This window comes from Jeongeupia wiesaeckerbachi, from assembly GCF_050916355.1.
Taxonomy (GTDB): Bacteria; Pseudomonadota; Gammaproteobacteria; order Burkholderiales; family Chitinibacteraceae; genus Jeongeupia; species Jeongeupia wiesaeckerbachi.
In genome coordinates this window covers 1,450,693-1,473,951 of the sequence record NZ_CP136946.1, presented here as the reverse complement: position 1 = coordinate 1,473,951, position 23,259 = coordinate 1,450,693, and the positions used below count along the sequence as shown (strand labels likewise).

Annotated in this window: 22 protein-coding genes and 1 riboswitch; of the genes, 10 read left to right on the top strand and 12 right to left on the bottom strand. The window is 65.3% G+C overall.

Going from position 1 to position 23,259, the window contains the following annotated elements; genetic code table 11:
• Positions 1-54: 54 nt before the first annotated feature.
• From R0382_RS07220 to R0382_RS07210, 3 genes are all read right to left on the bottom strand, one after another.
• Positions 55-1,209: a patatin-like phospholipase family protein gene (locus R0382_RS07220; RefSeq protein ID WP_432723556.1), complete on the bottom strand. Its 1,155-nt coding sequence runs from the start codon at positions 1,207-1,209 to the stop codon at positions 55-57.
• A 330-nt stretch (positions 1,210-1,539) separates the two neighbouring features.
• Entirely contained in the window at positions 1,540-2,457 is a 918-nt protein-coding gene (locus R0382_RS07215; RefSeq protein WP_432723555.1) for a lipid A biosynthesis lauroyl acyltransferase, read from the bottom strand.
• The gene (locus R0382_RS07210) at positions 2,454-3,329 is read right to left on the bottom strand and encodes a lysophospholipid acyltransferase family protein (protein ID WP_432723554.1); all 876 of its coding nucleotides are present in this window, start codon (positions 3,327-3,329) and stop codon (positions 2,454-2,456) included. The genes R0382_RS07215 and R0382_RS07210 overlap by 4 nt, the downstream gene beginning before the upstream one ends.
• A gap of 80 nt (positions 3,330-3,409) precedes the next feature.
• Here R0382_RS07210 and metK point away from each other — a divergent pair, with 80 nt between their 5' ends.
• Positions 3,410-4,576 carry a methionine adenosyltransferase gene (metK, locus tag R0382_RS07205; protein WP_432723553.1) on the top strand — a complete coding sequence of 389 codons (1,167 nt, stop codon included), beginning with the start codon at positions 3,410-3,412 and terminating at the stop codon, positions 4,574-4,576.
• A 227-nt stretch (positions 4,577-4,803) separates the two neighbouring features.
• Complete coding sequence (locus R0382_RS07200) at positions 4,804-6,183, top strand: nitrilase-related carbon-nitrogen hydrolase (protein WP_432723552.1); 1,380 nt, start codon at positions 4,804-4,806, stop codon at positions 6,181-6,183.
• Here the strand turns inward: R0382_RS07200 and R0382_RS07195 are convergent.
• The 7 genes from R0382_RS07195 to R0382_RS07165 form a co-directional block, all read right to left on the bottom strand.
• Positions 6,180-7,082 (bottom strand): cation diffusion facilitator family transporter, encoded by a 903-nt coding sequence (locus R0382_RS07195; protein ID WP_432723551.1) that lies wholly within the window; start codon positions 7,080-7,082, stop codon positions 6,180-6,182. The genes R0382_RS07200 and R0382_RS07195 overlap by 4 nt on opposite strands.
• A gap of 43 nt (positions 7,083-7,125) precedes the next feature.
• Positions 7,126-7,491 carry an adenosylmethionine decarboxylase gene (gene speD, locus R0382_RS07190; protein ID WP_432723550.1) on the bottom strand — a complete coding sequence of 122 codons (366 nt, stop codon included), beginning with the start codon at positions 7,489-7,491 and terminating at the stop codon, positions 7,126-7,128.
• Positions 7,488-7,643 (bottom strand): hypothetical protein, encoded by a 156-nt coding sequence (locus R0382_RS07185; RefSeq protein WP_432723549.1) that lies wholly within the window; start codon positions 7,641-7,643, stop codon positions 7,488-7,490. The genes speD and R0382_RS07185 overlap by 4 nt, the downstream gene beginning before the upstream one ends.
• Positions 7,644-7,645: 2 nt before the next feature.
• On the bottom strand, positions 7,646-9,109 hold the full coding sequence (locus tag R0382_RS07180; RefSeq protein WP_432723548.1) for a DUF4178 domain-containing protein: 1,464 nt from the start codon (positions 9,107-9,109) through the stop codon (positions 7,646-7,648).
• A 9-nt stretch (positions 9,110-9,118) separates the two neighbouring features.
• Complete coding sequence (locus R0382_RS07175; protein WP_432723547.1) at positions 9,119-9,370, bottom strand: hypothetical protein; 252 nt, start codon at positions 9,368-9,370, stop codon at positions 9,119-9,121.
• Positions 9,371-9,374: 4 nt separating this feature from the next.
• Positions 9,375-10,424, bottom strand: a complete 1,050-nt coding sequence (locus R0382_RS07170; RefSeq protein WP_432724133.1) for an SPFH domain-containing protein — start codon at positions 10,422-10,424, stop codon at positions 9,375-9,377.
• A 148-nt stretch (positions 10,425-10,572) separates the two neighbouring features.
• A complete protein-coding gene (locus R0382_RS07165; protein WP_432723546.1) occupies positions 10,573-10,959 on the bottom strand; it encodes a DUF350 domain-containing protein in 387 nt (128 codons plus the stop codon).
• Positions 10,960-11,033: 74 nt separating this feature from the next.
• Here R0382_RS07165 and R0382_RS07160 point away from each other — a divergent pair, with 74 nt between their 5' ends.
• From R0382_RS07160 to R0382_RS07150, 3 genes are all read left to right on the top strand, one after another.
• Positions 11,034-12,542, top strand: coding sequence for a polyamine aminopropyltransferase (locus R0382_RS07160; protein ID WP_432723545.1), 1,509 nt, complete (start codon positions 11,034-11,036; stop codon positions 12,540-12,542).
• Between the two features lie 7 nt (positions 12,543-12,549).
• Positions 12,550-14,142, top strand: coding sequence for an NAD(P)-binding protein (locus tag R0382_RS07155; protein WP_432723544.1), 1,593 nt, complete (start codon positions 12,550-12,552; stop codon positions 14,140-14,142).
• A 79-nt stretch (positions 14,143-14,221) separates the two neighbouring features.
• Positions 14,222-14,557, top strand: coding sequence for a rhodanese-like domain-containing protein (locus tag R0382_RS07150; protein ID WP_432723543.1), 336 nt, complete (start codon positions 14,222-14,224; stop codon positions 14,555-14,557).
• 60 nt (positions 14,558-14,617) lie between these two features.
• Here the strand turns inward: R0382_RS07150 and R0382_RS07145 are convergent, their stop codons facing one another.
• Positions 14,618-15,226 (bottom strand): YSC84-related protein, encoded by a 609-nt coding sequence (locus R0382_RS07145; RefSeq protein WP_432723542.1) that lies wholly within the window; start codon positions 15,224-15,226, stop codon positions 14,618-14,620.
• Between the two features lie 204 nt (positions 15,227-15,430).
• Here R0382_RS07145 and R0382_RS07140 point away from each other — a divergent pair, with 204 nt between their 5' ends.
• The 3 genes from R0382_RS07140 to R0382_RS07130 all read left to right on the top strand — a co-directional run bounded on the left by R0382_RS07140 (position 15,431) and on the right by R0382_RS07130 (position 20,151).
• Positions 15,431-16,765: a hemolysin family protein gene (locus R0382_RS07140; protein WP_432723541.1), complete on the top strand. Its 1,335-nt coding sequence runs from the start codon at positions 15,431-15,433 to the stop codon at positions 16,763-16,765.
• Positions 16,766-16,796: 31 nt separating this feature from the next.
• A riboswitch (S-adenosyl-L-homocysteine riboswitch) is annotated at positions 16,797-17,008 on the top strand.
• A gap of 69 nt (positions 17,009-17,077) precedes the next feature.
• Positions 17,078-18,478, top strand: a complete 1,401-nt coding sequence (gene ahcY / locus R0382_RS07135; RefSeq protein WP_432723540.1) for an adenosylhomocysteinase — start codon at positions 17,078-17,080, stop codon at positions 18,476-18,478.
• A 179-nt stretch (positions 18,479-18,657) separates the two neighbouring features.
• Positions 18,658-20,151 carry an AMP nucleosidase gene (locus R0382_RS07130; protein ID WP_432723539.1) on the top strand — a complete coding sequence of 498 codons (1,494 nt, stop codon included), beginning with the start codon at positions 18,658-18,660 and terminating at the stop codon, positions 20,149-20,151.
• 159 nt (positions 20,152-20,310) lie between these two features.
• Here the strand turns inward: R0382_RS07130 and R0382_RS07125 are convergent, their stop codons facing one another.
• Positions 20,311-20,556 (bottom strand): hypothetical protein, encoded by a 246-nt coding sequence (locus tag R0382_RS07125; RefSeq protein WP_432723538.1) that lies wholly within the window; start codon positions 20,554-20,556, stop codon positions 20,311-20,313.
• 72 nt (positions 20,557-20,628) lie between these two features.
• Here R0382_RS07125 and R0382_RS07120 point away from each other — a divergent pair, with 72 nt between their 5' ends.
• The gene (locus R0382_RS07120) at positions 20,629-21,237 is read left to right on the top strand and encodes a DUF938 domain-containing protein (protein WP_432723537.1); all 609 of its coding nucleotides are present in this window, start codon (positions 20,629-20,631) and stop codon (positions 21,235-21,237) included.
• 59 nt (positions 21,238-21,296) lie between these two features.
• On the top strand, positions 21,297-23,243 hold the full coding sequence (locus R0382_RS07115) for a helicase-related protein (RefSeq protein ID WP_432723536.1): 1,947 nt from the start codon (positions 21,297-21,299) through the stop codon (positions 23,241-23,243).
• The last annotated feature ends 16 nt before the right edge of the window (positions 23,244-23,259 follow it).

The window sequence follows — 23,259 nt, the reverse complement described above, 5'->3', positions numbered from 1 at the left end:
TCGCCCGATCCACTTTGGCTCGCCCGCCAACCGGCATGGGCTTATCTGGATCGTTTAAGCGTGCGCCTGCTGACTCGCCCCGCCATCCCGCTTCACACGCTGGCCGTCACCTTCAACGTCGGCCAGCGTCCAGTCTTCCGGCAGCGACGACACCGTCGCGTCGTAGGCGATTCCCAGCCGTTCGGCGTGGTCATGGCAGAACGTCAGCCCGGCGTCGAAACCGATGCGGAACAGCGTGTGCATATTCGAGTACGACCAATCGAACATCTTTTCCCAGCGCTCGGCCGGCAGGTCCGGCGACAGCAGCGGCACCCGCAGCAAGGCGCGCTTTTCGCTGCCATCGGCGTTGCGGTTGTGCACCAGCTCGAACAGCTTCAGGTCGTCCTTGGCGATTTCGGTCAGCGGCGTGATGATCGACATCACCCAAGCGTCATACAGGTCGCGCGGCGCGCGCAGCAACCGGTCGGCACCGAGCACGTCGAAGACCACGATGGTGTCGATGTCCGGATCGCTGGCGTCATCGCCGATCAGCGCCTTGAAATTCAGCGTGTCGAGCGCGGCACCCTCGATATAACGCTCGCCGTCGATCTCGGTCGGCGGGTACAGGAAGGGGAAGGACAGCGCGGCGCGGAAGTGCTGGACGCCGATGTCCTGGCCGCGCCACTGCGCCATTTCATGCCGGTCGACGTTGTAGGCATTCAGATAGACCGGCTTGTCGTAGCTACGCAGCCGCTCGAAATCGACGACGTCCTCGACAAAGGGGACATGCGCGCACAGCCCCAGACTGTCGGCACTCAGATCGCTCGGCGTTGCCGTCGCCCACAGCAGCTGCTGCCAGTCGCTCCAGAGCCGGAAGGCCGGGCTGACGTCGGCCATCTGTTCGACCAGCTGCGCGTAGGGCGATGCCTTCAAGCCGTCGCGGAACAGCTCCGCGAGCGCACCGGGCTTGTTGAACACCTTGAAGTTGACCGGCAAGGCCCGGTACAGCGAATCCGCAATCCCCATCTCGACCATGCCGGCGAGCGCCGCGATCGGCGAAGTCGCTTTCGGCGCTGCATACAGCAGACCAACCAGTGCGCCGGCGCCCGAGGTCGAGATCACATCGAACTCGACCCGCTGCCGCAGCATTGCGCACAGCGCCCCCGCCATCAGCGGCATATTCGGTGCGCCGCCACCGATCACCAGTGCGGTCTTGTTTGCTTTGGTCATGCTGTCTCTCCTCTGGACAAGAGAGACAGCATAGCGCGTTCGTCAGGCCGACCAACGGCGGAACAACGATCCGTCGCGGCGCCGTCACACCGGCCGGCAATCAGCGCAGCGATCCAGCACGGCCGGCGAAGCGCAGACAGGACCAACGAGCACGGCAAGCACTGGCAGTTCGATGTTGTGCGCTTAGAACCTCTCCCAGTAGGCGAGCGAGCCAAAGCAGTGTGTTGCCGCCCGAAGCGCAGGAGCCGGAGTGGACATGTGGCTCATGAGGACGCCGAACATCGGACGGGGACAAAGTGCGCGGACGCAGCCGCCGAATGGGATAGATGCTCAGTCCTGCGGGCCCTTGCGGCCGTACAGGTCGGGCTCGCCAAGCGGCCGGGTCTTGAAGCGTCGGTGCAGCCAGAAATACTGCGCCGGGCAATCGAGCACGCGTTGCTCGATGAAGGCGTTCATCCGCCGCGTATCGGTTTCGACATCGTCGCTCGGAAAATCGCGCCACGCCGGGTAGTAGCGGGTCACGAAGTGGTTGCCTTCGAGCGTCGTCACCATCGGCACGACCACGGCGCGGCCCAGTTGCGCCAGCCGCGGCAAACCCGGGACCGTTGCGGTCTGGATACCGAAGAACGGCACGAAGATCGACTCCTTGCGGCCGAGATCCTGATCCGGCAGGTAGTACAGCGGCGCCCCCTGCTTCAGGGCCTTGACGATGGGGCGGACGCCGTCGATGCGGCGGATCAAGAGCGGCGCGCCGAAGCGCGAACGACCGAAGCGCAACAGCTGATCGAACGGGTTGTCGTGTGTCGACGTATAGATGCTCGCGCCCCAGTGGTCGGCCGTGTGCAGGATGCCGCCGTAGTCGAGCCCCAGGAAGTGCGGCGCCAGCAGGATCACCGGCTGGTCCTTGACCGCCAGATAGTGCTCGTAGCCTTCGCGCCGGACCAAATCGCGGACCCGTTCTTCCGGGCCGAACCAGAGCTTGCCGTAGCTCAGCAGGCAGGTGCAGAACACCCGGTAGTGCTCGCGCAGCGTCGCGCGGCGCCGCGCTTCGGGCCAGTCCGGAAAACACAAGCGCAGGTTGATCAGCCCGACCTTGCGCCGGCCAGGAATCAGCCAGAACATCAACTCGCCAAGCACCGCACCCTTGAAACGGATCAGCGGCATCGGCAGCCAGCGCAGCAGCCAGAACGGCATCGCCAGCAGCTTGGCCGGCAGCGACAGCGTTTGCCAGGTGGTCGGCTCGCTCATGGGGTCTCCTCACCCGGCCTCGGCGCACCGGCCGGTCGCTTGTAGCGGTTGTAGCTCCACAGGTACTGATCCGGCGCACGGGTGATCAAGGCCTCGATCGCCGCGTTGACGGTCGTCGCATCGGCGACCGGCTCGCCGGTCAGCGGCGGCAGCGGTTCGACGTGCAGCCGGTAACCGCGCCCCCACGACAGGCGCTCGGCGAAACACATCAGCACCGTCGCATCGAACTGGCGCGCCAGCTTCGGCAGCAAGGTCATCGTGTACGCCGGCTGGCCGAAGAACGGCGCCCACACACCATCGCCGGCGCCCGGGGCCTGATCGGGCAGCATGTAGGCGGTCTGGCCGCCCTTGAGCGTTTTCAGCAGCAGCCGCACGCCCTTGGCATTGGCCGGCGCGGCCAGGCCGTTTTCGCGGTCGCGCGACGCCAGCATCAAGGGTTCGAGCGCCTTGATCTTCGGCGGCCGGTACAAGGCGGCGAGCTGGCGCGGAATCCGCATCGCCAGATGCACCCCACAGGCCTCGATCGCGCCCAGATGCGGCGAAACGAACAGGATGGGCTTCGGGCTCACCAGTGCCGCCTCGACATGCTCCCAGCCGCGGCGCTCGACCACGAGCTGCGCGACCTGCTCGGCCGGGCGCAACCAGTGCACCAGCATCTCGGCGCCGGCCTTGCCGTGCTGCTCAATACTTGAGCGCAGCAATCGGGTATAATCGGCGTCATTTTTCGCCAATCCGGACTGGCGCAGATTCGTCGCCAGCCGTTGCCGGTACGTCGAATCCGCAGCCCAGGCGAGCCAGCCCGCCACGATGCCAACGCCGTGGAAAAACCACAGCGGCAGCCAGGCAAAAGGGCGAAGCAATTTCAGCAGCATGATGTATCCATTGATGATCTGCGGCAGCGATTTTATCGGCTTTGCCGCGCGCCCGACATGACTTAGGAGCCTTGAGCCCCATGAAAGAATTCCTGTTTACTTCCGAATCGGTGTCCGAAGGCCATCCCGACAAGGTCGCCGACCAGATCTCCGATTCGATCCTCGACGCGATCCTGACCCAGGACAAGCACGCGCGCGTCGCCGCAGAAACGCTGGTCAATACCGGCCTCGTCGTCCTTGCCGGCGAGATCACCACCACCGCCAATATCGACTACATCCAGATCGCGCGCGACACGATCAAGCGGATCGGCTACGACCACAGCGACATCGGCTTCGACTACAAGACCTGCGCCGTGCTGGTCGCCTATGACAAGCAGAGCCCGGACATCGCCCAGGGCGTCGACGAAGGCGCAGGCCTCGACCTCGACCAGGGCGCCGGCGACCAGGGCCTGATGTTCGGTTACGCCTGCGACGAAACCTCGCAGCTGATGCCGGCGTCGATCTATTACGCCCACCGTCTGGTGCAGCGCCAGTCCGAACTGCGCAAGGACGGCCGCCTGCCGTGGCTGCGCCCGGACGCCAAGTCGCAAGTGACGCTGAAGTACGACGCCGACACCGGCGCCGTCATCGGCGTCGACACCATCGTGCTGTCGACCCAGCATCACCCGGACGTCTCGCACGCCCAGCTGTCCGAAGCGGTGATCGAGGAAATCATCAAGCCGGTGATGCCGTCCGAGTGGCTGCAGAGCCCGAAATACCTCGTCAACCCGACCGGCCGTTTCGTCATCGGCGGCCCGATGGGCGATTGCGGCCTGACCGGCCGCAAGATCATCGTCGACACCTACGGCGGTGCAGCACCGCACGGCGGCGGCGCGTTCTCGGGCAAGGATCCGTCCAAGGTCGACCGCTCGGCCGCCTACGCCGGCCGTTACGTGGCGAAGAACATCGTCGCCGCCGGCATCGCCAAGCAGTGCATGGTGCAGGTGTCGTACGCGATCGGCGTCTCGAAGCCGGTGTCGATCATGGTCGACACCTGGGGTACGTCGAAGCTGTCGAACGAAGAGATCGTCAAGCTGATCGAGCGTCATTTCGACCTGCGCCCGAAGGGCATCGTGCAGATGCTGGACCTGCTGCGCCCGGTCTACACCCGCACCGCCGCCTACGGTCACTTCGGCCGTGAGGAGCCGGACTTCACCTGGGAACGCACCGACAAGGCCGAAGCGCTGCGCGCCGACGCCGGGCTGTAATCCAAGCCCAAGCAACGACAAACGGGATGGCTTTGCCATCCCGTTTTTTCATCCGCCCGCGCCCAAGCCCAGTGCACCGCAAGCCCGGCACACCGCAAGCCGGATCAGCACGTCCGCAAGTCCGATCAGGCAACGCCACCGTATCGCCAGCATGATCGCGCATCCCATCCACGCCAAGGCCCCCAGATGCGCGCCTCCCCGTCGATCCTTGCCCGCCGGCCTGCGCCATGACCGCCGAATTGCTGGCCATGCTGGCCGCCCTTGCCTCCGGCCTGGCGATACGCCGCGGTTGGGGATTGCGACCGGTCTGGTGGCTGGCATGGCTGGCTCCGGTCCCGCTGCTGCTGCTCGCGCCCACCACTCCGCCGTGGCTGCTGGCGGCAAGCGCGCTGGTCGCCGGCGTGATCGGCTACGGCGCCAGTTTTGGCTACCTTCGCACGATCATGCCCTGGCGCGGCACGCTGTCGACGCTGATACAGCAGGCGCTTGGCCTCGTGCTGCTGATGTTCCTCCACCGCGCGCTCGGCACTGTGCTGCCGGCGGCACTGGCCGTGCTGGCCTGGCCGCTGGCGCTGGTGACGCTCGAAATCGTCATCGGCAGGCTCTGGCCACACGGCGACGCGGTCACGCTGGCCAACACCCAGGCCGATCTGGCACCGCTGGTGCAGATTGCCGCACTGCTCGGACTGCGCGGCATTGTCTTCCTCCTCGGGCTCGGCTCGGCCTGGCTTGCGCAACTGATCCAAGCCGTCTGGCATGGCGATCAAGGCCAGATACCGAGCTTGTGCGTTTCGCTGCTCGTGCTGGCGGGTGCCTTCATCTACGGCATCGCCCGGCTGCGGCAGACCACGGCGCCGGCGCCCGTCTCCGTCACGCTGGCGGCCAGGGACATCGATAATCCCGGCGATGCGGCGGGCCGCGCCGAGCTGCTCGCCGCGTATACCAATGCACTCGCCGACGCCCCGCTGCACGGCCTGATCGTGTTGCCGGAAAAACTGCTGCTCAGCGGCACCGACGTCGACGATGCTTGCCTGTCATTGGCGCGGACCCGACACAGCACGGTGGTGGTCGGCCTCGAACACGGGAAGGCCGACGGCCAGCACAATATCGCCCGCGTCTACCGGCCCGACGGCAGCACCGTCGATTACACCAAACGCTGTCTGGTGCCCGGCTGGGAAGACGGACTGGTCGCCGGCAGGCAATCCGTCGTCGCGTCCTGCCCACAGGGGCGGATCGCCCTGGTCATCTGTCGCGACGTGTTTTTCGCCACCAGCACCCGCGACTACGCGCCGCCGATGGATGCGCTGGCGGTGCCGGCGTGGGATTTCGGCGCCGATGGCTGGGTACGGTCGCGTCTTGCCGTGCTTCGCGGCATCGAGTGCGGTCTGCCGGTGCTGCGCGCCGCGCGCAACGGCCTGCTGACGATCAGCGATCCCTATGGTCGCCTCATTGCCGAGGCTCCCAGCAACCGGGAAATGGCCATCGTCCGAGCACCGCTGCCTGCGGCGCTGTCCAAGCCCACCGTCTATACCCGTGGCGGCCGTCACTTCGAATCGCTGTGCCTGCTGCTCAGCGCCGGCCTGCTCGCCGTCGCCCTGTTGCGCTAGGCCGTTTCGGCCGGATCGACGTGCGTCATCACGTCGAGCACCGGCAGCGCCGCCATCACCCGCTCGCGCACCGCCTCGGCGATCGCATGACCAGCGGCGACGGTGATCGTGCCGTCGATCTCGAGGTGCACGTCGACGAGGATCAGGTCACCCATCTTGCGGGTGCGCAGGTCGTGCACGCCAAGCACGCCCGGCGTCGCGACGACGATGGCGCGGATGCGCGCGATATCGTCGACGTCGGCGGCGTGGTCCATCAGCTCGTGCAGCGAGCGCCACGCAAAGCTCCAGCCCATGCGACCGACCATGAAACCGACGATCAGTGCTGCGATCGGATCCAGCAGCGTCAGACCGGCAAGGTTGCCGACGATGCCGATCGCGACGACCAGCGACGACGCCGCATCCGAGCGCGCATGCCAGGCATTGGCCGCCAGCAGGCTGGAGCGCACGCGCTGCGCGACGGCAAGCAGATAGCGGAACAGCAACTCCTTCACCACCAGCGCGCCAAGCGCCACCCACAGCGCTACCAGATGAACCTGTGGAATCAGCGCTGGCGTCTGCAGCTTCTGCAATGCAGACCAGAGCATGCCGATGCCGACGGCGAGCAGGATCACGCCGATGACGAAGGACGCGGCGTTTTCGTAGCGCTGGTGGCCATACTGGTGATCGGCATCGGGCGCCTTGCCGCTGTAGCGGTTGGCGAACAGCACGACAAAATCGGAAACGAGGTCGGACAGCGAGTGCAGGCCGTCGGCCACCAGCCCCTGCGAATGCGACAGCACGCCGACGACGATCTGCACGATGCTCAGGCCGATGTTCACGACCACGCTGACCAGCGTGCTGCGGCGGGCGGCCGGTGCCGACGGTTCGGCCGATGCGGAGGACGTAGGAGCGTAGTTCATGCCGACATTATCGGCGCCGGCGACCGAAGCGCCACGACCGGCGTCAAGAATCGCGCAACAGCCCGCGCGGCGCGAGGCGCTGGATGCAATCGGCCGGTGCGAAGAAGGCCTGCAGGCTGGCCAGCGCCAGCTCGGGCCGTGCATCGCCGCACATGAACACGTCGACGGCTGCAAAGCCGTGTTCGGGCCAGGTGTGGATGCTGATGTGCGACTCCATCAGCAGCAACACGCCGGTCACGCCCTGGCCGTCGCCGAACGGGTGGACATGGCCGAACAGCACCGTTGCGCCTGCGTCGGCCGCAGCGGCGCGCAGCGCGGCTTCGATCGCGACCGCATCGCTGAGCAGAGCCGGCGGGACGCCGCACAGGTCGGCCAGCAGATGGCGGCCGACCGGCTCGATCGTACTCACTTGTGCCCGCCGCTGTACGACGAGCCGCCGCCGTAATAGCCGCCGCCCCAGCCGCGACTGCTGCGGCCGCTGTCGTCGGTCTGCGACAGATTGATCAGCGTCGATACCGCGATGACGATCAGGCAATAGATCACATAAACAAATCGGGACATGGTCAGCCGTCGAAATCCTGGTTGGCCGGAATCCACAGCAGGATCATGGCGACAAAGCCGACCATCAGGATGTCGCTATCGAAGCCCGACGCGATCCAGATCGGCAGATTGAACAACAGGAAGGCCACCATCGCGTAGATCGCCGGCCGGCGCAGCGATTCGCGGCCGCCGGCCAGCGTGGTGCGCTTGGCGCTCGCCGCCGCCAGCGCCGGTTTGCCGAACCACTGGCCCACGAGCTGCGCCGACACGCGCTCGCTGCGCGACCAGCCCATTTCCTGCGCGCTCGATTCGCGCGTCAACTTGACGCCGTTGCGCTCGTAATCGGAAATCCAGGTCTTGTCGCCGACGGCGGCGCGCCAGTTGAACGCGCCGGCGGCAAAGGTGACCACCGAGGCATACTCGTACAGATGGCGGAACTGCTCGCCCTTGTACACCGCCTGCTCCATGCTCGCCGATTCGGGCCAGATGTCGAGTACGCGCACCTGATCCCAGCCTTCTTCACTTTCGACCAGCCACTGCAGCCCGGCGCTCGGGTGGTAGAGCAGGTACTCGCTCCAGCTGGAGGTCGCATCCTCCAACTCGCGGCAACGCAAGAGACCGATCACCGACCACTTGCGGCCGGCGATCGTACCGACGTCGCCGATGCTCAGGGTCGTCTTCACGCTGGCAAGTTCGCTGCGCTTGGCGATCAGCATCGCGGTGTCGCTGCTGCAATCGACTTCGGCATGACACGCCGGGCACACCAGCTGCGTCGCGACGCCGGCCGGGAAATCCAGCGGGCTGCCGCAGCTCGGGCACGCCAGCGTCTGTGGCGTGCCGCGCAGGCGGCCGGCCGTAGCGACGATCGCGTCGTCGTCGCGCAGCAATTGCATGTTCAAGGTCGCCAGCGGCGTGGCGTTGCCGACGTAGGCCTGCGGCTTGTCGTCCGAATAATCGAGCGTCAGGAAGCGATCGCGGCAACGCGCATCGGCGACCTTGGCCTCCCAGCCGTCCTTGATCGCAAAAGGCAGTTCGCCCTGGCCACCGGTACAGCGCGCGCTGCGCACGTCCGACATCGTGTAGCTGTTGCCGCCGTAGCGGTAAATCGCCCCGACGCGCAGCACATCGAACGCCGGAATCTCGGTGGCATCGTTCACCGCCAGCGTGAACACGTACTGGCCCCCGGCCTCGGCCAGCCAGCCGGCACTGCCGTCGTCGAACAGCGCATACCACTCGTTCCAGAAACCGGCGTCGTAACGCAACTGGATCCGGCCGACGAGGGCGAAGTGCCGCCCCAAGTAGACGCCGCTGCTGCCGATCTGCAGCGGCGACGCGTCTTCGAGCACGTTGGACAGCTTGCCCTGCTCGCGCACGGCCTCAAGCTCGCGCAGCACCACGGTACGGCAGTACTCGCAAACGGCCATCACCGAAATGGTCGAGCGGAAAACGACCTCGGCGCCGCAGGAGGGGCAGGCGACTCTATACATGCCGGCCACTTAAGCCGAAGGCCCGGCGCACCGCGCTCGAGCCCTCCGCACCATCAGCCAGCCAATCAGCATGCAAACCACGCCCACAAGCAGCAGCACGGACTGAGCCGATGGCAACAGCCGTGCCGCCGATGGGCAAGCGACACCGGTGTAGAGCACGGCCCAGCCGCTGGAGAGAAGCGCATCGTGGCGGCTCCGATACGCCACGAAAGCACCCGCCATGAGGATCACGATCAAGGCAATCAGATAGATGACAGCCATCGCTTCAGCCGATCAGCTTCTTCAGCACTTCCGCCTTGGCGCTGTCGTAGTCGGCCTGCGAAATCAGCCCTTGGTCGAGCAGGCCCTTGAGTTTGGCGAGCTTGGCCTGCGGGTCGTCGGCCGCCGTACCCGCCGCAGCGGCGCCTGCTACCGCTGCCCCAGCCGCCACACCGGCAGCAACGCCCGCAGCCGGTGCCGCGATGGCGCCGCGCATCGCATCGGCCATCACCTGGCCAACACCGACGCCGGCCGCGAGCCCGGCGCCGATACCGGCGAGGCCGCCTTCGTTCTGCGCCGCCAGCGGAATGCTCTGCGCGGTCTGGTACTGGGTGAATTTGTGCAGATCGCCGACCATGCCCATGGAAATCCGCGTATCGATCGCCTTTTGCAGCTCCTCGGGCAACGAGACGTTTTCGACGGCGAAATTGTCGAGCGCAAGGCCGTACTGCGCGAACGTCGGCGCCAAGGCCTCGGCGATTTTCTGCCCCATCAGCGCCTGATTGGCCGCCATATCGAGGAAGGGAATGCCGCTGGCGCCCAGCGTGCTGGTCATGGTCGACACGACGAGATTGCGCAGCTGCGTTTCCAGCTCGTCACGCGTGTACTGTTCGCGCGTGCCACTGATGGCGGTAAAGAACAGCTTCGGATCGACCAGCTTGTACGAATAGATGCCGAAGGCGCGCATCCGCACCATGCCGAAGTCGGCATCGCGGATGGTGATCGGCTGTGGCGTGCCCCATTTGCGGCCGAGCTGCACCCGGGTGCTGAAGAAGTAGACATCGCTCTTGAACGGCGATTCAAACAGCTTGTCCCAGTTCTTCAGATAGGTCAGTACCGGCAGCGTCTGCGTCGTCAGCTTGAACATGCCTGGCGCAAACACGTCGGCGATCTGGCCTTCGTTGATGAACACCGCCTGCTGCGATTCGCGCACCGTCAGGCTGGCGCCGTACTGGATTTCGAAATCCGCCATCGGGAAACGCCAGGCCAGCACACCGTCGCTGTCCTCGTTCCACTGCAGGATGTCGATAAACTGTTTCTTGATGAATGAGCCCAGGGACATGGTCAAACTCCTTGTTCAAAGCGGCTAACAAATCCAGCGCAGCGGTGCTGGCAAGGCGTACGAAAAGCCCCTACGGGATTCTCTTCGGTCACAACAGTACAAGTTGTACGGCAAGTGAGTCCGGCCAGCAGGATGGCCGCGTTCAGGACAGGCAGGCGGCGTTGATCACGCCGACGGTCAGCGACACGCTGCCCATCAGCGCACCCATCGCGACATTGTTCTCGATCAGCGCCTGATTCATCTGCGGCAACAGCCGCGAGAGTACTGAGTAGGCGACAAGCTGCACCAGCGCTGCCGTCGCCGCCCACAGCAGGAACATCGGGTAGCTGGCGTGGATCACCGCACTGGCGGCGACGGTGAACGAGAAGCCGAGCAGCGCGCCGCCGAACGACAGCGCCGCGGCGAGGCAGCCCTGGCGGATCAGCGCGATTTCGGCAAACGGCGTCACCCGGGTGTAGACCGCTGCGAACAGGGCGACCAGCGCCAGGCCGGAGAGCAGATAGATCAAATACGAGTACAGCGGTAGCATGCGCGCATCCTTGCTGAAACAGGCGTGAAGTTTACGCCAAATAAAAGCTGTTATTCATCATCTCCGGTGCCGTGTTGGATCGCCTGCTCATTCTTTCGGTTTTTGTCGTTGCCTCGTGCGGTCTGGCCTACGAGCTGATCGCCGGCGCGCTGGCGAGCTATCTGCTCGGCGATTCGATCCTGCAGTTTTCATCGATCATCGGCGCCTATCTGTTCGCGATGGGCATCGGCTCCCACCTCTCCCAGTATGTGAAGGACGAGGACAGTCTGGCGCGCTTCATCGATATCGAGCTTCTGGTCGGCCTGATCGGCGGCGTCGCGGCCTTGCTGCTGTTTCTGGTGTTCAGCTGGCTGGCTGCGCCGTTCCGCACCGTGCTGTACGCGCTGGTGCTGATCATCGGCACGCTGGTCGGCATGGAAATCCCGCTGGTGATGCGCGTGCTGAACCAGCGCCAGGCCGAGTTCCGCGAGCTGGTGAGCCGGGTGCTGACCTTCGATTACCTGGGCGCCTTGGCGGTGTCCCTGCTGTTTCCGCTGGTGCTGGCGCCCAAGCTCGGGCTCGCGCGCACCGGCCTCTTGTTCGGCATCTGCAACGTCGGCGTGGCGATCTGGACCGCCTACGCGTTCCGGCGCGAGCTGCCGGGCTTGCGGGCGCAGATGAGCCGCGCGCTCGTCGTACTGGCGCTGCTGATCGCCGGTTTCGCCGTGGCCGACCGGCTGGTGCAATGGTCGGAAAAAAGCCTGTTCGGCGACGAAATCATCCACGCCGAAACCACGCCCTATCAGCGGCTGGTGATCACCCGCTGGCACGACGATCTGCGGCTGCATATCAACGGCAATCTGCAGTTTTCCAGCCGCGACGAGTTCCGCTACCACGAAGCGCTGGTGCATCCGGTCATGGCGACGCTACCGTGGGCCAGACGCGTGCTGGTGCTCGGCGGCGGCGACGGGCTGGCCGCGCGCGAGCTGCTCAAATACCCGCAGGTCGAGGCCATCACCCTCGTCGATCTCGATCCGGCGATGACGACGCTGTTCGCCACCGCGCCGGCGCTGACCGCGCTGAACCACGGCGCGCTCAAGGACAAGCGCGTCCACGTGATCAACGACGACGCCGGCCGCTGGCTGGAAAACCACGATCAGGTCTACGACGCGGTGATCGTCGACTTCCCCGACCCATCGAATTTCGCGCTCGGCAAACTGTATTCGGTGCCGATGTATCGGCTGCTCAAACGCCACGTCGCCGAGCACGGGCTGGTCGTCGTCCAGTCGACGTCGCCGTACTTCGCGCCGCGCAGTTTCTGGAGCATCAACGCGACGCTGCGCGAGGTCGGCTTTCATACCTGGCCCTATCACACCTATGTGCCGTCGTTCGGTGAGTGGGGCTTCATCATCGCCGGCGCGCAGCCCGGCTACGCGCCGCCCGAGCGCATTCCGGTGCCGACGCGCTATCTGAACCCGGCGGCAATCAGGCTGATGTTCGATTTCCCGCCGGACATGCAGCCGCTTGCGGTCGAACCGAACCGGCTCAACACCCAGTCGCTCGTGCATTATTTCGAGCAGGACTGGCGCAACGTACAGCGATGAGGCCGGATTGAAACGGCGCGCGTTCCTGCAGGCCGGCGTCGCCGCCGGGCTCGCCTCGACCTTGCCCGGCTGCCGTTGGGGCCCCGAAATCCGCCTTGCCCGCCCCGGCATGGACATCGGCCATGCGCTGCGCGACCACCGCGCGACCACCGGTCTAGCCGTCAGCGGCGAGATCCATACCGACGTGGCGATCCTCGGCAGCGGCATTGCCGGCCTGACCGCCGGCTGGCGCTTGGCGCGCGAAGGCTTCGACCACTTCGTCCTCGTCACCGGCCCCGAGCCGTTCGGCAATGCCGCCGCCAGCCGGATCGGCGACGTACCGTGCCCGACCGGCGCGCACTATCTGCCGCTGCCGACCCAGGCATCGACCCCCGTCCGTACGCTGCTGGCCGAGATGAAACTCGCCGACGACGCCTTCGCCGCCGCGCCCGAGTACGACGAATCCGCGCTGGTGCATGCACCCGAATCGCGGCTGTGGATCAACGGCCGCTGGCAGGACGGCGTGCAGCCGCATCACGGCGTGCCGGCGTTTGAGATCGCCGAGCAGCAGCGCTTCTACGGCTACACCGAATCGCTGAAAACCCGCCGCGGCAGCGACGGGCTGCGGCTGTTCGAAATCCCGCTGGCGCTGTCCTCAACCGATGCCGAATGGCGCGCGCTGGATCGCGAGAGCTTCGCGCACTGGCTGGCCCGCCACGGCTACACCGCGCCCAGCCTGCTGTGGTATCTGGAATACTGCTGCCGCGACGATTTCGGCACCGATCTGGCCCACACGTCGGCGTGGGCCGGGCTGCACTACTTCGCCAGCCGCAACGGCAGGGCAAGCAACGGCGGCAGCGACGCGGTGCTGACCTGGGCCGACGGGCTGAACACGCCGGCGCGGCACCAGCTCAAGGCGATCACGCCGCAACGCACGCTGGCCGGCAGCGTCGTGCGCGTGGTCGAACGCCGTGACGGCGTCGAGGCGCTGGTATTGCAGAACGGCCGGTTGGTCCGCATCCATGCCAAACGTGCGGTGATCGCGATGCCGCTGATGGTCGCCGCGCATGTGGTCGAAAACATCGGCGCCTACGGTTTTGACCCGGCAATCCACACGCCCGAGCATGCACCGTGGCTGGTCGCCAATTTCGCCATGGACCACTTTCCTGCCGAGAAGACCGGCGAGGCGCTGGCGTGGGACAACGTGGTGTATCAGGGCAAGGGGCTCGGCTACGTCGTCGCGACGCACCAGCAGATCCGCGCCGCACGGCCCGAGCGCACGGTGTTCAGCGCCTACCATGCGCTCTCGCACGGCAAGCCGCTCGAGGTGCGCCGCTGGCTGGCGAGTGCCGGCGCTGATGAGCTGTATGCACTGGCGGCGAGCGATCTGGCCGAGGTCTATGGCTGGCGGCTGACGCGCAATACCAGCGCGGTCGAGATCACGCTGCGCGGCCACGCGATGCCGTCGCCGCGACCCGGCTTCCTCGGCAACACCGGCACGCGCGCACTCGCCGAGGCCGACGGCAAGCTGCTGTTCGCGCACAGCGATCTGTCGGCTTATTCGATCTTCGAAGAGGCGGCGTGGTGGGGGTGGCAGGCGGCGGAGCGGCTGCTCGGCTAAGCTCGACTGAAACAGGCTGTTGCCAGACGGCAAGCCGGTGGCACAATCGCCAGCATCCATCCGTTTTCAGGCCAAGACCATGCAACATCTCTCCCCGACCCAACTCGCCGAATGGCTGGCCGACGACGCGCGTGCCAAGCCGGTACTGCTTGACGTGCGCGAAGGCTGGGAAATCGCCACCTGCAGCCTGGCCGACGCCAGCGCCGAGTTCAAACATATTCCGATGGGTGAGATTCCGTCGCGCCAGCTCGAACTCGACCCGGACGCGCCGACCGTGGTGATCTGCCATCACGGCATGCGCAGCTATCAGGTCGCCGGCTTTCTGGAGCGCAACGGCTTTGGCCAGCTGATCAATCTCGATGGCGGCATGGCCGCCTGGGCCGACGACGTCGACCCGGCGTGCCCGCGCTACTGATACCCCGTTCAGACAACTGGCGCCATCCGCGCTGCGGCCCTGGCGCCAGTGTCCGGGCGCTTATTTGCCCGTATTGAGCTTCTTGTCGACGTAGTACTTGCTACCGGCCACCGTCGCTTCGGCCGTCAGGCCGTTCTCGGTGAACTGGTAGGCGTAGACATCGGCCGCGATCATGCTGGCGCCGGTCAGGCCGACGCCCTTGTCGTTGGCCTTGGCGGCGGCGGTGGCATCGCCGCTGAACGCCCAGCCCGAGGTAATGAACTTGTTGAACGCCTTCTGGCTCATGAACACCAGCACCAGGCGGGAATTCTTGATCCCTAGGCCCAGGCCAGCCTTGGCCTGCGCGACGCCCATGAAGGTTTCCTTCTTCGATGGCAGGCTGACGGCCACGCCGCTGCCACCACCCGCACCGGCAAACAGGATCATTGCGCCGCCGGTATCGAACACCGCATAGCCGGCCGATTTGGCGACCGTAGCCTGTGCCTCGGGGTGGGCCTGGTAGACGTCGGCCAAGGTATCGCTTGCGATCTGGCGGATCTTGGCGCGTTGCGCCGACGGCGATTTGGCATCGGCTTCCGGCTTGGCCTGATCGCTGACCGCTTCGGCCAGCACCGGTTGCGCTGCAAGCGCGCCAACCAGCGCGATGGGGAACAACCACTTGCATACCATGGTCCTGCCTCCTTGCTTTTTGGGTTGAAATTTCAGGATAGCCCATGGACAACAAGGCTTTACGTGCAAATTACCGGTGAACTTCCACATGGTATACCTTGGCCGCGGCCGTCGATAAGCTGGAGTGAAAGCTGCGGTTTGCTGTCGAAACCGCCACAATGAAGCCGCCGGCACTGCAAGCGCCGGGACAACAGGAATCCCAAGATGAGCCTGACCACAGGTCTTTTCACCCTACTGGCCCTACTCGGCTTCAGTGCCTTTTTCTCGATTTCGGAGATTTCGCTCGCCGCCGCGCGCAAGTTCCGGCTGCAGATGATGGCCGACGAAGGCGAGGCCAATGCGCCGCTGGTGATTGCGCTGCAGGAAAAGCCCGGTGATTTCTTCACCGTGGTCCAGGTCGGCGTCAACGCGGTGGCGATTCTCGGCGGTATCGTCGGCGATGCGACGTTCACGCCCTATCTCACCGACTGGTTCGCCCGGCTGAAAATCGAGGCGCAGTTGGCCTCGACGCTGTCCTTCCTGCTGTCCTTCCTGATCACCACCGGACTCTTCATCCAGTTCGCCGACCTGATCCCCAAACGCCTCGGCATGCTCAAGCCCGAACAGATGGCGGTGCGCATCGTCAAGCCGATGATGGTCTGCACCATGCTGCTGCGGCCGCTGGTGTGGCTGTTCGACGGCGTCGCCAACCTGATCTTCCGCGTCTTCAAGGTGCCGACGCAGCGGGTTGAATCGATCACCTCGGACGAAATCGTCGCGCTGGTCGATGCCGGCGCCGAGGCCGGCACCTTGCTGCGCAAGGAACACACCTTCATCGAGAACATGTTCGACATGGGCGAGCGTTACGTCACCTCGGTGATGACCTCGCGCGAGCTGGTAATTTTCTTCACCGACACCGACAGCAACGACGTGATCCGCCAGAAGATCACCGACGAGCCGCACGCCAAATTCCTCTTGTGCAAGGACGGCATCGACAGCGTCTACGCCTATGTCGACGCCAAGGATTTGCTGCAGCACGTGCTGAAAAGCGCGCCCGAGGCGCTGCAGGCCGGCTTGCGCCAGGTCGCGGTCAAGAGCGTGCTCTTGGTGCCTGACACGATCTCGCTGTCCGAAGCGCTCGACCGCTTCAAGGAAACGCACGAGGACTTCGCCGTCGTCATCAACGAATACGCGCTGGTCGTCGGCATCTTCACGCTCAACGACGTGATCCGCCACCTGATCGGCAGCGTCACCGACCTCTCGCAGCAAGACCAGATCGTCCGCCGCGACGAGACCTCGTGGCTGGTCGACGGCGTCACGCCGATCACCGACCTCAAGGCGGTGCTCGAGATCGACGAGCTGCCCGACGAGGGCAACTACGAAACGGTCGCCGGCCTCCTGATGTATCTGCTGAAGAAGATCCCGAAGAAGGCCGAGGCGATCGACTGCCAAGGCTATCGTTTCGAGGTCGTCGACATCGACCATTACCGGATCGACCAGGTGCTGGTGACGCGGCTGCCGCTGGGTGGAACGGCCGCAAGCGCAAGTAGTGCCGGCTGACGAATCCATCAAAAGTCGATAGAATTCAAGCCCTTCCGAGGAGCGCTGCGACCCTCCACGGAACCTGACCCAGCAGGCGAGCGAGCCAAAGCGGTTTGTTGCCGCCCGAAGCACAGGAACCGGAATGGACATGAAGTCCATGAGGATTCCGAGCATCGGACGGAAGCAAAATGCGCAGGCGCAGCCGCCTGATGGGCCAGGTTCAAGGGCCAGGCTCGGAATGATCAACGGCGCTCACCTGACCAACCCGTGCCGGGCACGGGGATTGCGGGTGAGCCGCATCCCTCCCGGCCACACGAAGGACGATACACCGTGGCCGAATTCAACGATTTTCACGTCGCCGATCTCTCCCTTGCCGCCTGGGGCCGCAAGGAGCTGAACATCGCCGAAACCGAAATGCCGGGCCTGATGGCCGTGCGCGAGCAGTTTGGCGCCGCACAGCCGCTGAAGGGCGCGCGCATCGCCGGCAGCATCCACATGACCATCCAGACCGGCGTGCTGATCGAAGCGCTGCAAGCGCTCGGCGCGCAAGTGCGCTGGGTGTCGTGCAATATCTTCTCGACCCAGGATCACGCCGCCGCCGCGATTGCCGCCGCAGGCACGCCGGTGTTCGCCTACAAGGGCGAATCGCTCGAAGAATACTGGGACTTCACCCACCGCATCTTTGATTTCGGCAACGGCGAATACGCCAATATGATCCTCGATGACGGCGGCGACGCAACGCTGCTGCTGCATCTCGGCGCCCGCGCCGAAACCGATCTGTCGCTGGTGTCCAAGCCGACCAACGAAGAAGAAACCGTGCTGTACGCGGCGATCAAGGCGCAGATCGCCAAGGATCCGAAGTGGTACTCGACCCGCCTCGCCCACATCCAAGGCGTGACCGAGGAAACCACCACCGGCGTGCATCGCCTGTACCAGATGCACGAGAAGGGCCAACTGGCCTTCCCGGCGATCAACGTCAATGACTCGGTCACCAAGTCCAAGTTCGACAACCTGTACGGCTGCCGCGAATCGCTGGTCGACGGCATCAAGCGCGCCACCGACGTGATGATCGCCGGCAAGGTCGCGATCGTTCTCGGCTACGGCGACGTGGGCAAGGGTTGCGCGCAATCGCTGCGCGGTCTGGGCGCCACCGTCTGGGTCACCGAAGTCGACCCGATCTGCGCGCTGCAGGCGGCGATGGAAGGCTACCGCGTCGTGCTGATGGACGAAGTCGCCGATCAGGGTGACATCTTCGTCACCACCACCGGCAACGTCGCCGTGATCACCCACGCTCACATGAAGGCGATGAAGCACAACGCCATCGTCTGCAATATCGGTCACTTCGACTCGGAAATCGAAGTCGCGTCGCTGCGCCAGTACAACTGGGACAACATCAAGCCGCAGGTCGACCACATCGAGTTCGAAGACGGCAAGCGCATCATCCTTCTGGCCGAAGGCCGCCTGGTGAACCTCGGCTGCGCCACCGGCCACCCGAGCTTCGTGATGTCGAACTCGTTCGCCAACCAGGTGCTGGCGCAGATCGAGCTGTTCACCAAGCGCGAACAGTACCCGGTCGGCGTCTACGTGTTGCCGAAGCACCTCGACGAGATGGTCGCCCGCCTGCATCTGGGCCGCATCGGCGCCAAGCTGACGACGCTGACCGACGAACAGGCCGCGTACATCAACGTTGCCAAGAACGGCCCGTTCAAGCCGGCCCACTACCGCTATTGATTGGGTGGCTGCGCGCTGCTTTGGCTCGCTCGCCCAATAGCGGCGGGCAGCACGGACGCAATGCAAAAGGGGGCTTCGGCCCCCTTTTCTGCGCCCGCGTCACACGCATGAGACGCCTCCGTGCCAGAATCGGGGTAAACCCAATCAGAATTCATATCTCCCGCTACCGGACGACGCTTATGTTCCATCAGCCCGAATTCATCGCCCCGATCCGCTACACCGACGCCGATGCCGCATTGGCACAGGTTCGCCTCGTCTACGAATCCAGCCTGGCGCATCTGCGCGACGCGATGGCGCGCTTTGTCGCCGGCGACACGCTGCCCAGCCATGTCCGCGCCTGCTACCCCTATGTGCGACTGCAGACCGACACGGTGTCGCGGCTGCATCCGGTCGATGGGCTGCATCTGAGTTTCGGCTTCGTCGCCGGCCCAGGACGCTATGAAACGACGCTGACCCGCCCCGACCTGTTCGCCGACTACTATCGCGAACAGTTCACGCTTCTGCTGCAGAACCACGGTGTCGAGCTCGAAATCGGCGTCAGCAACCAGCCGATCCCGGTGCACTTCTCGTTCGCCGAAAACGACCATATCGAAGGCAGCCTGACCCTGGAGCGGCGCCAGCTGATGCGCGACGTGTTCGATCTGCCCGACCTGTCGGCAATGGACGACGGCATCGCCAACGGCACCTACGAGCCGGCCGCCGGCGATCCGCAGCCCTTGTCGCTGTTCACCGCGCCGCGCGTCGACTACTCGCTGCACCGGCTGCGCCATTATTCGGGTACCCAGCCCGAGCATTTCCAGAACTTCGTGCTGTTCACCAACTACCAGTTTTACATCGACGAATTCATCCGTCTCGGTGCAGAGGAAATGCGCAACCCGGACAGCGCCTACACCGCTTTCATCGAGCCGGGCAATGTCGTCACCCGTCGCGCCGGGCTGGCTGCCGAAGCCGCCGACGCACTGGGGGTGGCGCCGCCACGCTTGCCGCAAATGCCGGCCTATCACCTGATGCGCGACGACCGTTGCGGCATCACCATGGTCAACATCGGCGTCGGCCCGGCCAATGCCAAGACCGCGACCGACCACATCGCCGTGCTGCGCCCGCATGCATGGATCATGCTCGGCCACTGCGCCGGCCTGCGGCAGACGCAGCAGCTCGGCGACTACGTGCTGGCGCACGGTTATGTGCGCGAGGACCACGTGCTCGATCAGGATCTGCCGCTGTGGGTGCCGATTCCGGCGCTCGCCGAAATCCAGGTCGCATTGCAGGCGGCGGTATCCGACGTCACGCAGATCCACGGCGCCGAACTGAAGCGGGTGATGCGCACCGGCACCGTTGCCAGTACCGATAACAGGAACTGGGAACTGCTGCCGGACAACGCGCCGCAGCGCCGTTTCAGCCAGAGCCGCGCCGTCGCGCTCGACATGGAAAGCGCGACGATCGCCGCCAACGGCTTCCGTTTCCGCGTTCCCTACGGCACCTTGCTGTGCGTATCGGACAAGCCGCTGCACGGCGAAATCAAGCTGCCGGGCATGGCCAATCACTTCTACCGCGAACGCGTCGACCAGCACCTGCGCATCGGCATCCGCGCGATGGAGTTGCTGCGCGATCAGGGCGTCGACCAGTTGCACAGCCGCAAGTTGCGCAGCTTTGCCGAGGTCGCGTTCCAGTAGGCATCCATGCGCATTGGGCGGCGGCGAATTTGGATCCCGTCCGGCGCCCGGTTCACCCCAAGGGGGCGCCCTTCTGGGCGTTTGCGCTCGGGGCGGTATCTCACAGCTTTGGCTCGCTCTTCTACCGGGATGGCTTCCAAGCAGGCTGGCGAGCGTCTGCTAGTCGCAGACCTTGCCGGAGTACAGGAACACCGCGCAGCGCTTCCACGGCGACACCTCGGCCAAGCCCTGAATCTTGCCGAGCTGCGTCGATTCGGCCCAGTTCAGCGCCGCGCCAAGGAAATCCTCGATCGTCTGGTGCTGCCACTGCGCCGGATCGGCCAGACGATCGGCAAGCAGCGCATTGGCAAACGCCAGAAACGAATTCGCATCGGTGACGTCCTGCAATTGCTGGTACAAATCCATCGTTCGCGCCTCTCATGATCTCGTGCCGAGTATGCCCGATACCGGCCGCCCGGCCTTCAGCAAGGAGTACGCATGACCGATCCCGACGCCCGCCTTTACGCCCCTGCCACCGAACGCAACCGCGACGCCATCCTCGCGGTGCTGCAGCGTGTGCTGCCGGCGTCGGGCACGGTGCTGGAAATCGCCAGCGGCAGCGGCGAGCACGCGCTGTACTTCGCCGCGGCGCTGCCGCAGCTCGTGTGGCAAACCAGCGATCCGGACGCGCCGTCGCGGGCGTCGATCGCTGCGTGGGCAACGCACGCCGGGCTTGCCTTGCCACCACCGCTGGCGCTGGACGTCGAGACCGAAAACTGGGGCATCGCATCGACACAGGCGCTGGTCTGCATCAATATGCTGCACATCTCGCCGTGGTCGGCGACAGAGGCGCTGTTTGCCGGCGCCGGCCGCGTGCTCGAGCCCGGCGGCCCCGTCTACCTGTACGGCCCGTTCCGCCGCGACGGCACCCATACCGCGCCGAGCAATGCCGCTTTCGATGCCCAGCTGAAGGCACGCAACCCGGAGTGGGGCGTGCGCGATCTCGAGGCGGTGATCGGCATCGCCCTTGATGCCGGCTTCGTGCTCGACGACGTGGTCGCGATGCCGGCCAACAACCTCAGCGTCATCCTGCGCAAACGCCGCTGACGCCCCCCATCCCTCAATGAGAACCACCGGCCCCGCGCGGGCCGGCTACCGACAAGCCCATGACCGATATCGAATCGACCGAATCCAGCAACGCCCTGAGCGACTACCTGCACGCGCATCGCGCGACGCTGATCACCACCGACGGCAGCTACGCCGTGTCGGTCCACGGCGAGATCGCCGTCGGCGACCGCCGTATTCCCTACCATCTGGTACCGGACGCCGGTTTCCTCGGCAAAACCGCCAAGTGGCGCAAGCTGACGACGACGGCCAAGCTCGCGCTCCTGCAGGAACGCTGGAATGCCGCGGCGCTGCACACGCTGGAAACCGCGCTGCGTGACTGCGCCGATGCGGTGATCGACATCGCGACCGAATGCGAGCTCGATCCGACCGGCGCGCTGAACGCATTGCAGGCCAAATACGAGCGCGCCAGCGAACGCTGCAAGGTTGCGCTGGCGCGGATCGAAGCACAGCAGGGCACGCACGCGGCGACGCGGCAGGCCGAAAAAACGCGCAACGCCGTCAACCTGTCGCTGTACCCCGAATCGTTCACCACCGCGCAGGCGATGCCGCGGCATTTCATCGCCGTGCTCGGCCCGACCAACTCGGGCAAAACGCACGCGGCGATGGAGCATCTGGCGCAAGCCAGATCCGGCGCCTACCTCGCGCCGCTGCGGCTGCTGGCACTGGAAAACTATCAGCGCCTGCTCGACGCCGGCGTCGCCGTCAGCCTGATCACCGGCGAACAGCGCAAGCTGCATCCGGGCGCGACCCACGTCGCCAGCACCGTCGAGATGTTCAACCCGAACAAGCCGATCGACGTGGCGGTAATCGACGAAATCCAGCTCCTGGACGACCCGGACCGCGGCGCCGCATGGACGGCCGCCGTCTGCGGCGTGCCGGCGAATACCGTTTACCTGCTGGGCGCGCTCGAGGCGCAACAGGCGATTGAATCGCTGGTCCACCGCATCGGCGGCACGCTGGAAATCCGCAAGCTCGAACGCAAATCGCCGCTGAAAATGGATCCGCAACCGCTCGGCTCGCTGAAGAACCTGAAGCCCGGCGACGTGCTGATCGCGTTCTCGCGCCGCGAAGTGCTCAACTGGCGCGACCAGGCGATTGCCGAGGGCTTCGCTGTCTCGGCGATCTACGGCAACCTCTCGCCCGAAGTGCGGCAGGCGCAGGCCGAGCGCTTCGTCTCGGGCGACACCAAGATCATCGTCGGCACCGACGCGATCGGCATGGGCCTGAACACGCCGGCGCGGCGGGTGATTTTCACCACGTCGAACAAATGGGACGGTTATAGCGAAGGCACGATCACCGCGGCGCTCGCCAAGCAGATCGCCGGCCGTGCCGGCCGCTTCGGCGCGCACGAAGCCGGTTTTGTCGCCGGCTTCGACGCCCGTACGCACAAGGTCATCACCGAACTGCTGCGCGAGAAAATCGACCCGCTGCCGGCCACCGGTTTCTTCGTCGCACCCAACCTCGACTATCTGCAGCAGATTTCCAAGGCGACCGGCCAGACCAAGCTGTTCGCGCTGCTCGAGCTCTTCACCAAGCACATCAACGTGCACGACGAGTTCTTCGTACCGGCCAACCTGTCCGACCAGATGGAAAAAGCGCGCTGGCTCGATACGCTGAAGCTGTCGCTCGAAGACCGCTACACCTTCAGCCTGTGCCCGGTGTCGACCAAGATCCCGATGCTCGAGAATGCGCTGATGGACTGGGCGCGCGACCGTGCCGACGGCAAGCCGTCGCCATTGCTGCGGATCGAGGGCATCGGCGGACGCAACGCGCTGCAATACCTCGAGGACACCTGCAAGCTCTATGCCGCGTATGCGTGGCTGGGCTACCGGATGGCCGATACCTTCCCGCACGAGGAGCTGGCGCAATCGTTGATGAAAACGACGTCGGAGAAGATCGACCTGATGCTGCAGCAGCAGAACAAGCGTCAGGCGCACGCGCCGCAGCCCAAGCGCGGCGGACGGCGGCGCTTCGGCCAGCACTGACGCTCTTCCACCACGG

What these genes read in the sequence shown, in the direction of transcription:
- R0382_RS07220 (WP_432723556.1), bottom strand. Translation starts at nt 1,209, where the DNA reads ATGACCAAAGCAAACAAGACCGCACTGGTGATCGGTGGCGGCGCACCG.
- R0382_RS07215 (WP_432723555.1), bottom strand. Translation starts at nt 2,457, where the DNA reads ATGAGCGAGCCGACCACCTGGCAAACGCTGTCGCTGCCGGCCAAGCTG.
- R0382_RS07210 (WP_432723554.1), bottom strand. Translation starts at nt 3,329, where the DNA reads ATGCTGCTGAAATTGCTTCGCCCTTTTGCCTGGCTGCCGCTGTGGTTT.
- metK (WP_432723553.1), top strand. Translation starts at nt 3,410, where the DNA reads ATGAAAGAATTCCTGTTTACTTCCGAATCGGTGTCCGAAGGCCATCCC.
- R0382_RS07200 (WP_432723552.1), top strand. Translation starts at nt 4,804, where the DNA reads ATGACCGCCGAATTGCTGGCCATGCTGGCCGCCCTTGCCTCCGGCCTG.
- R0382_RS07195 (WP_432723551.1), bottom strand. Translation starts at nt 7,082, where the DNA reads ATGAACTACGCTCCTACGTCCTCCGCATCGGCCGAACCGTCGGCACCG.
- R0382_RS07185 (WP_432723549.1), bottom strand. Translation starts at nt 7,643, where the DNA reads ATGTCCCGATTTGTTTATGTGATCTATTGCCTGATCGTCATCGCGGTA.
- R0382_RS07180 (WP_432723548.1), bottom strand. Translation starts at nt 9,109, where the DNA reads ATGTATAGAGTCGCCTGCCCCTCCTGCGGCGCCGAGGTCGTTTTCCGC.
- R0382_RS07175 (WP_432723547.1), bottom strand. Translation starts at nt 9,370, where the DNA reads ATGGCTGTCATCTATCTGATTGCCTTGATCGTGATCCTCATGGCGGGT.
- R0382_RS07165 (WP_432723546.1), bottom strand. Translation starts at nt 10,959, where the DNA reads ATGCTACCGCTGTACTCGTATTTGATCTATCTGCTCTCCGGCCTGGCG.
- R0382_RS07150 (WP_432723543.1), top strand. Translation starts at nt 14,222, where the DNA reads ATGCAACATCTCTCCCCGACCCAACTCGCCGAATGGCTGGCCGACGAC.
- R0382_RS07145 (WP_432723542.1), bottom strand. Translation starts at nt 15,226, where the DNA reads ATGGTATGCAAGTGGTTGTTCCCCATCGCGCTGGTTGGCGCGCTTGCA.
- R0382_RS07140 (WP_432723541.1), top strand. Translation starts at nt 15,431, where the DNA reads ATGAGCCTGACCACAGGTCTTTTCACCCTACTGGCCCTACTCGGCTTC.
- R0382_RS07130 (WP_432723539.1), top strand. Translation starts at nt 18,658, where the DNA reads ATGTTCCATCAGCCCGAATTCATCGCCCCGATCCGCTACACCGACGCC.
- R0382_RS07125 (WP_432723538.1), bottom strand. Translation starts at nt 20,556, where the DNA reads ATGGATTTGTACCAGCAATTGCAGGACGTCACCGATGCGAATTCGTTT.
- R0382_RS07120 (WP_432723537.1), top strand. Translation starts at nt 20,629, where the DNA reads ATGACCGATCCCGACGCCCGCCTTTACGCCCCTGCCACCGAACGCAAC.
- R0382_RS07115 (WP_432723536.1), top strand. Translation starts at nt 21,297, where the DNA reads ATGACCGATATCGAATCGACCGAATCCAGCAACGCCCTGAGCGACTAC.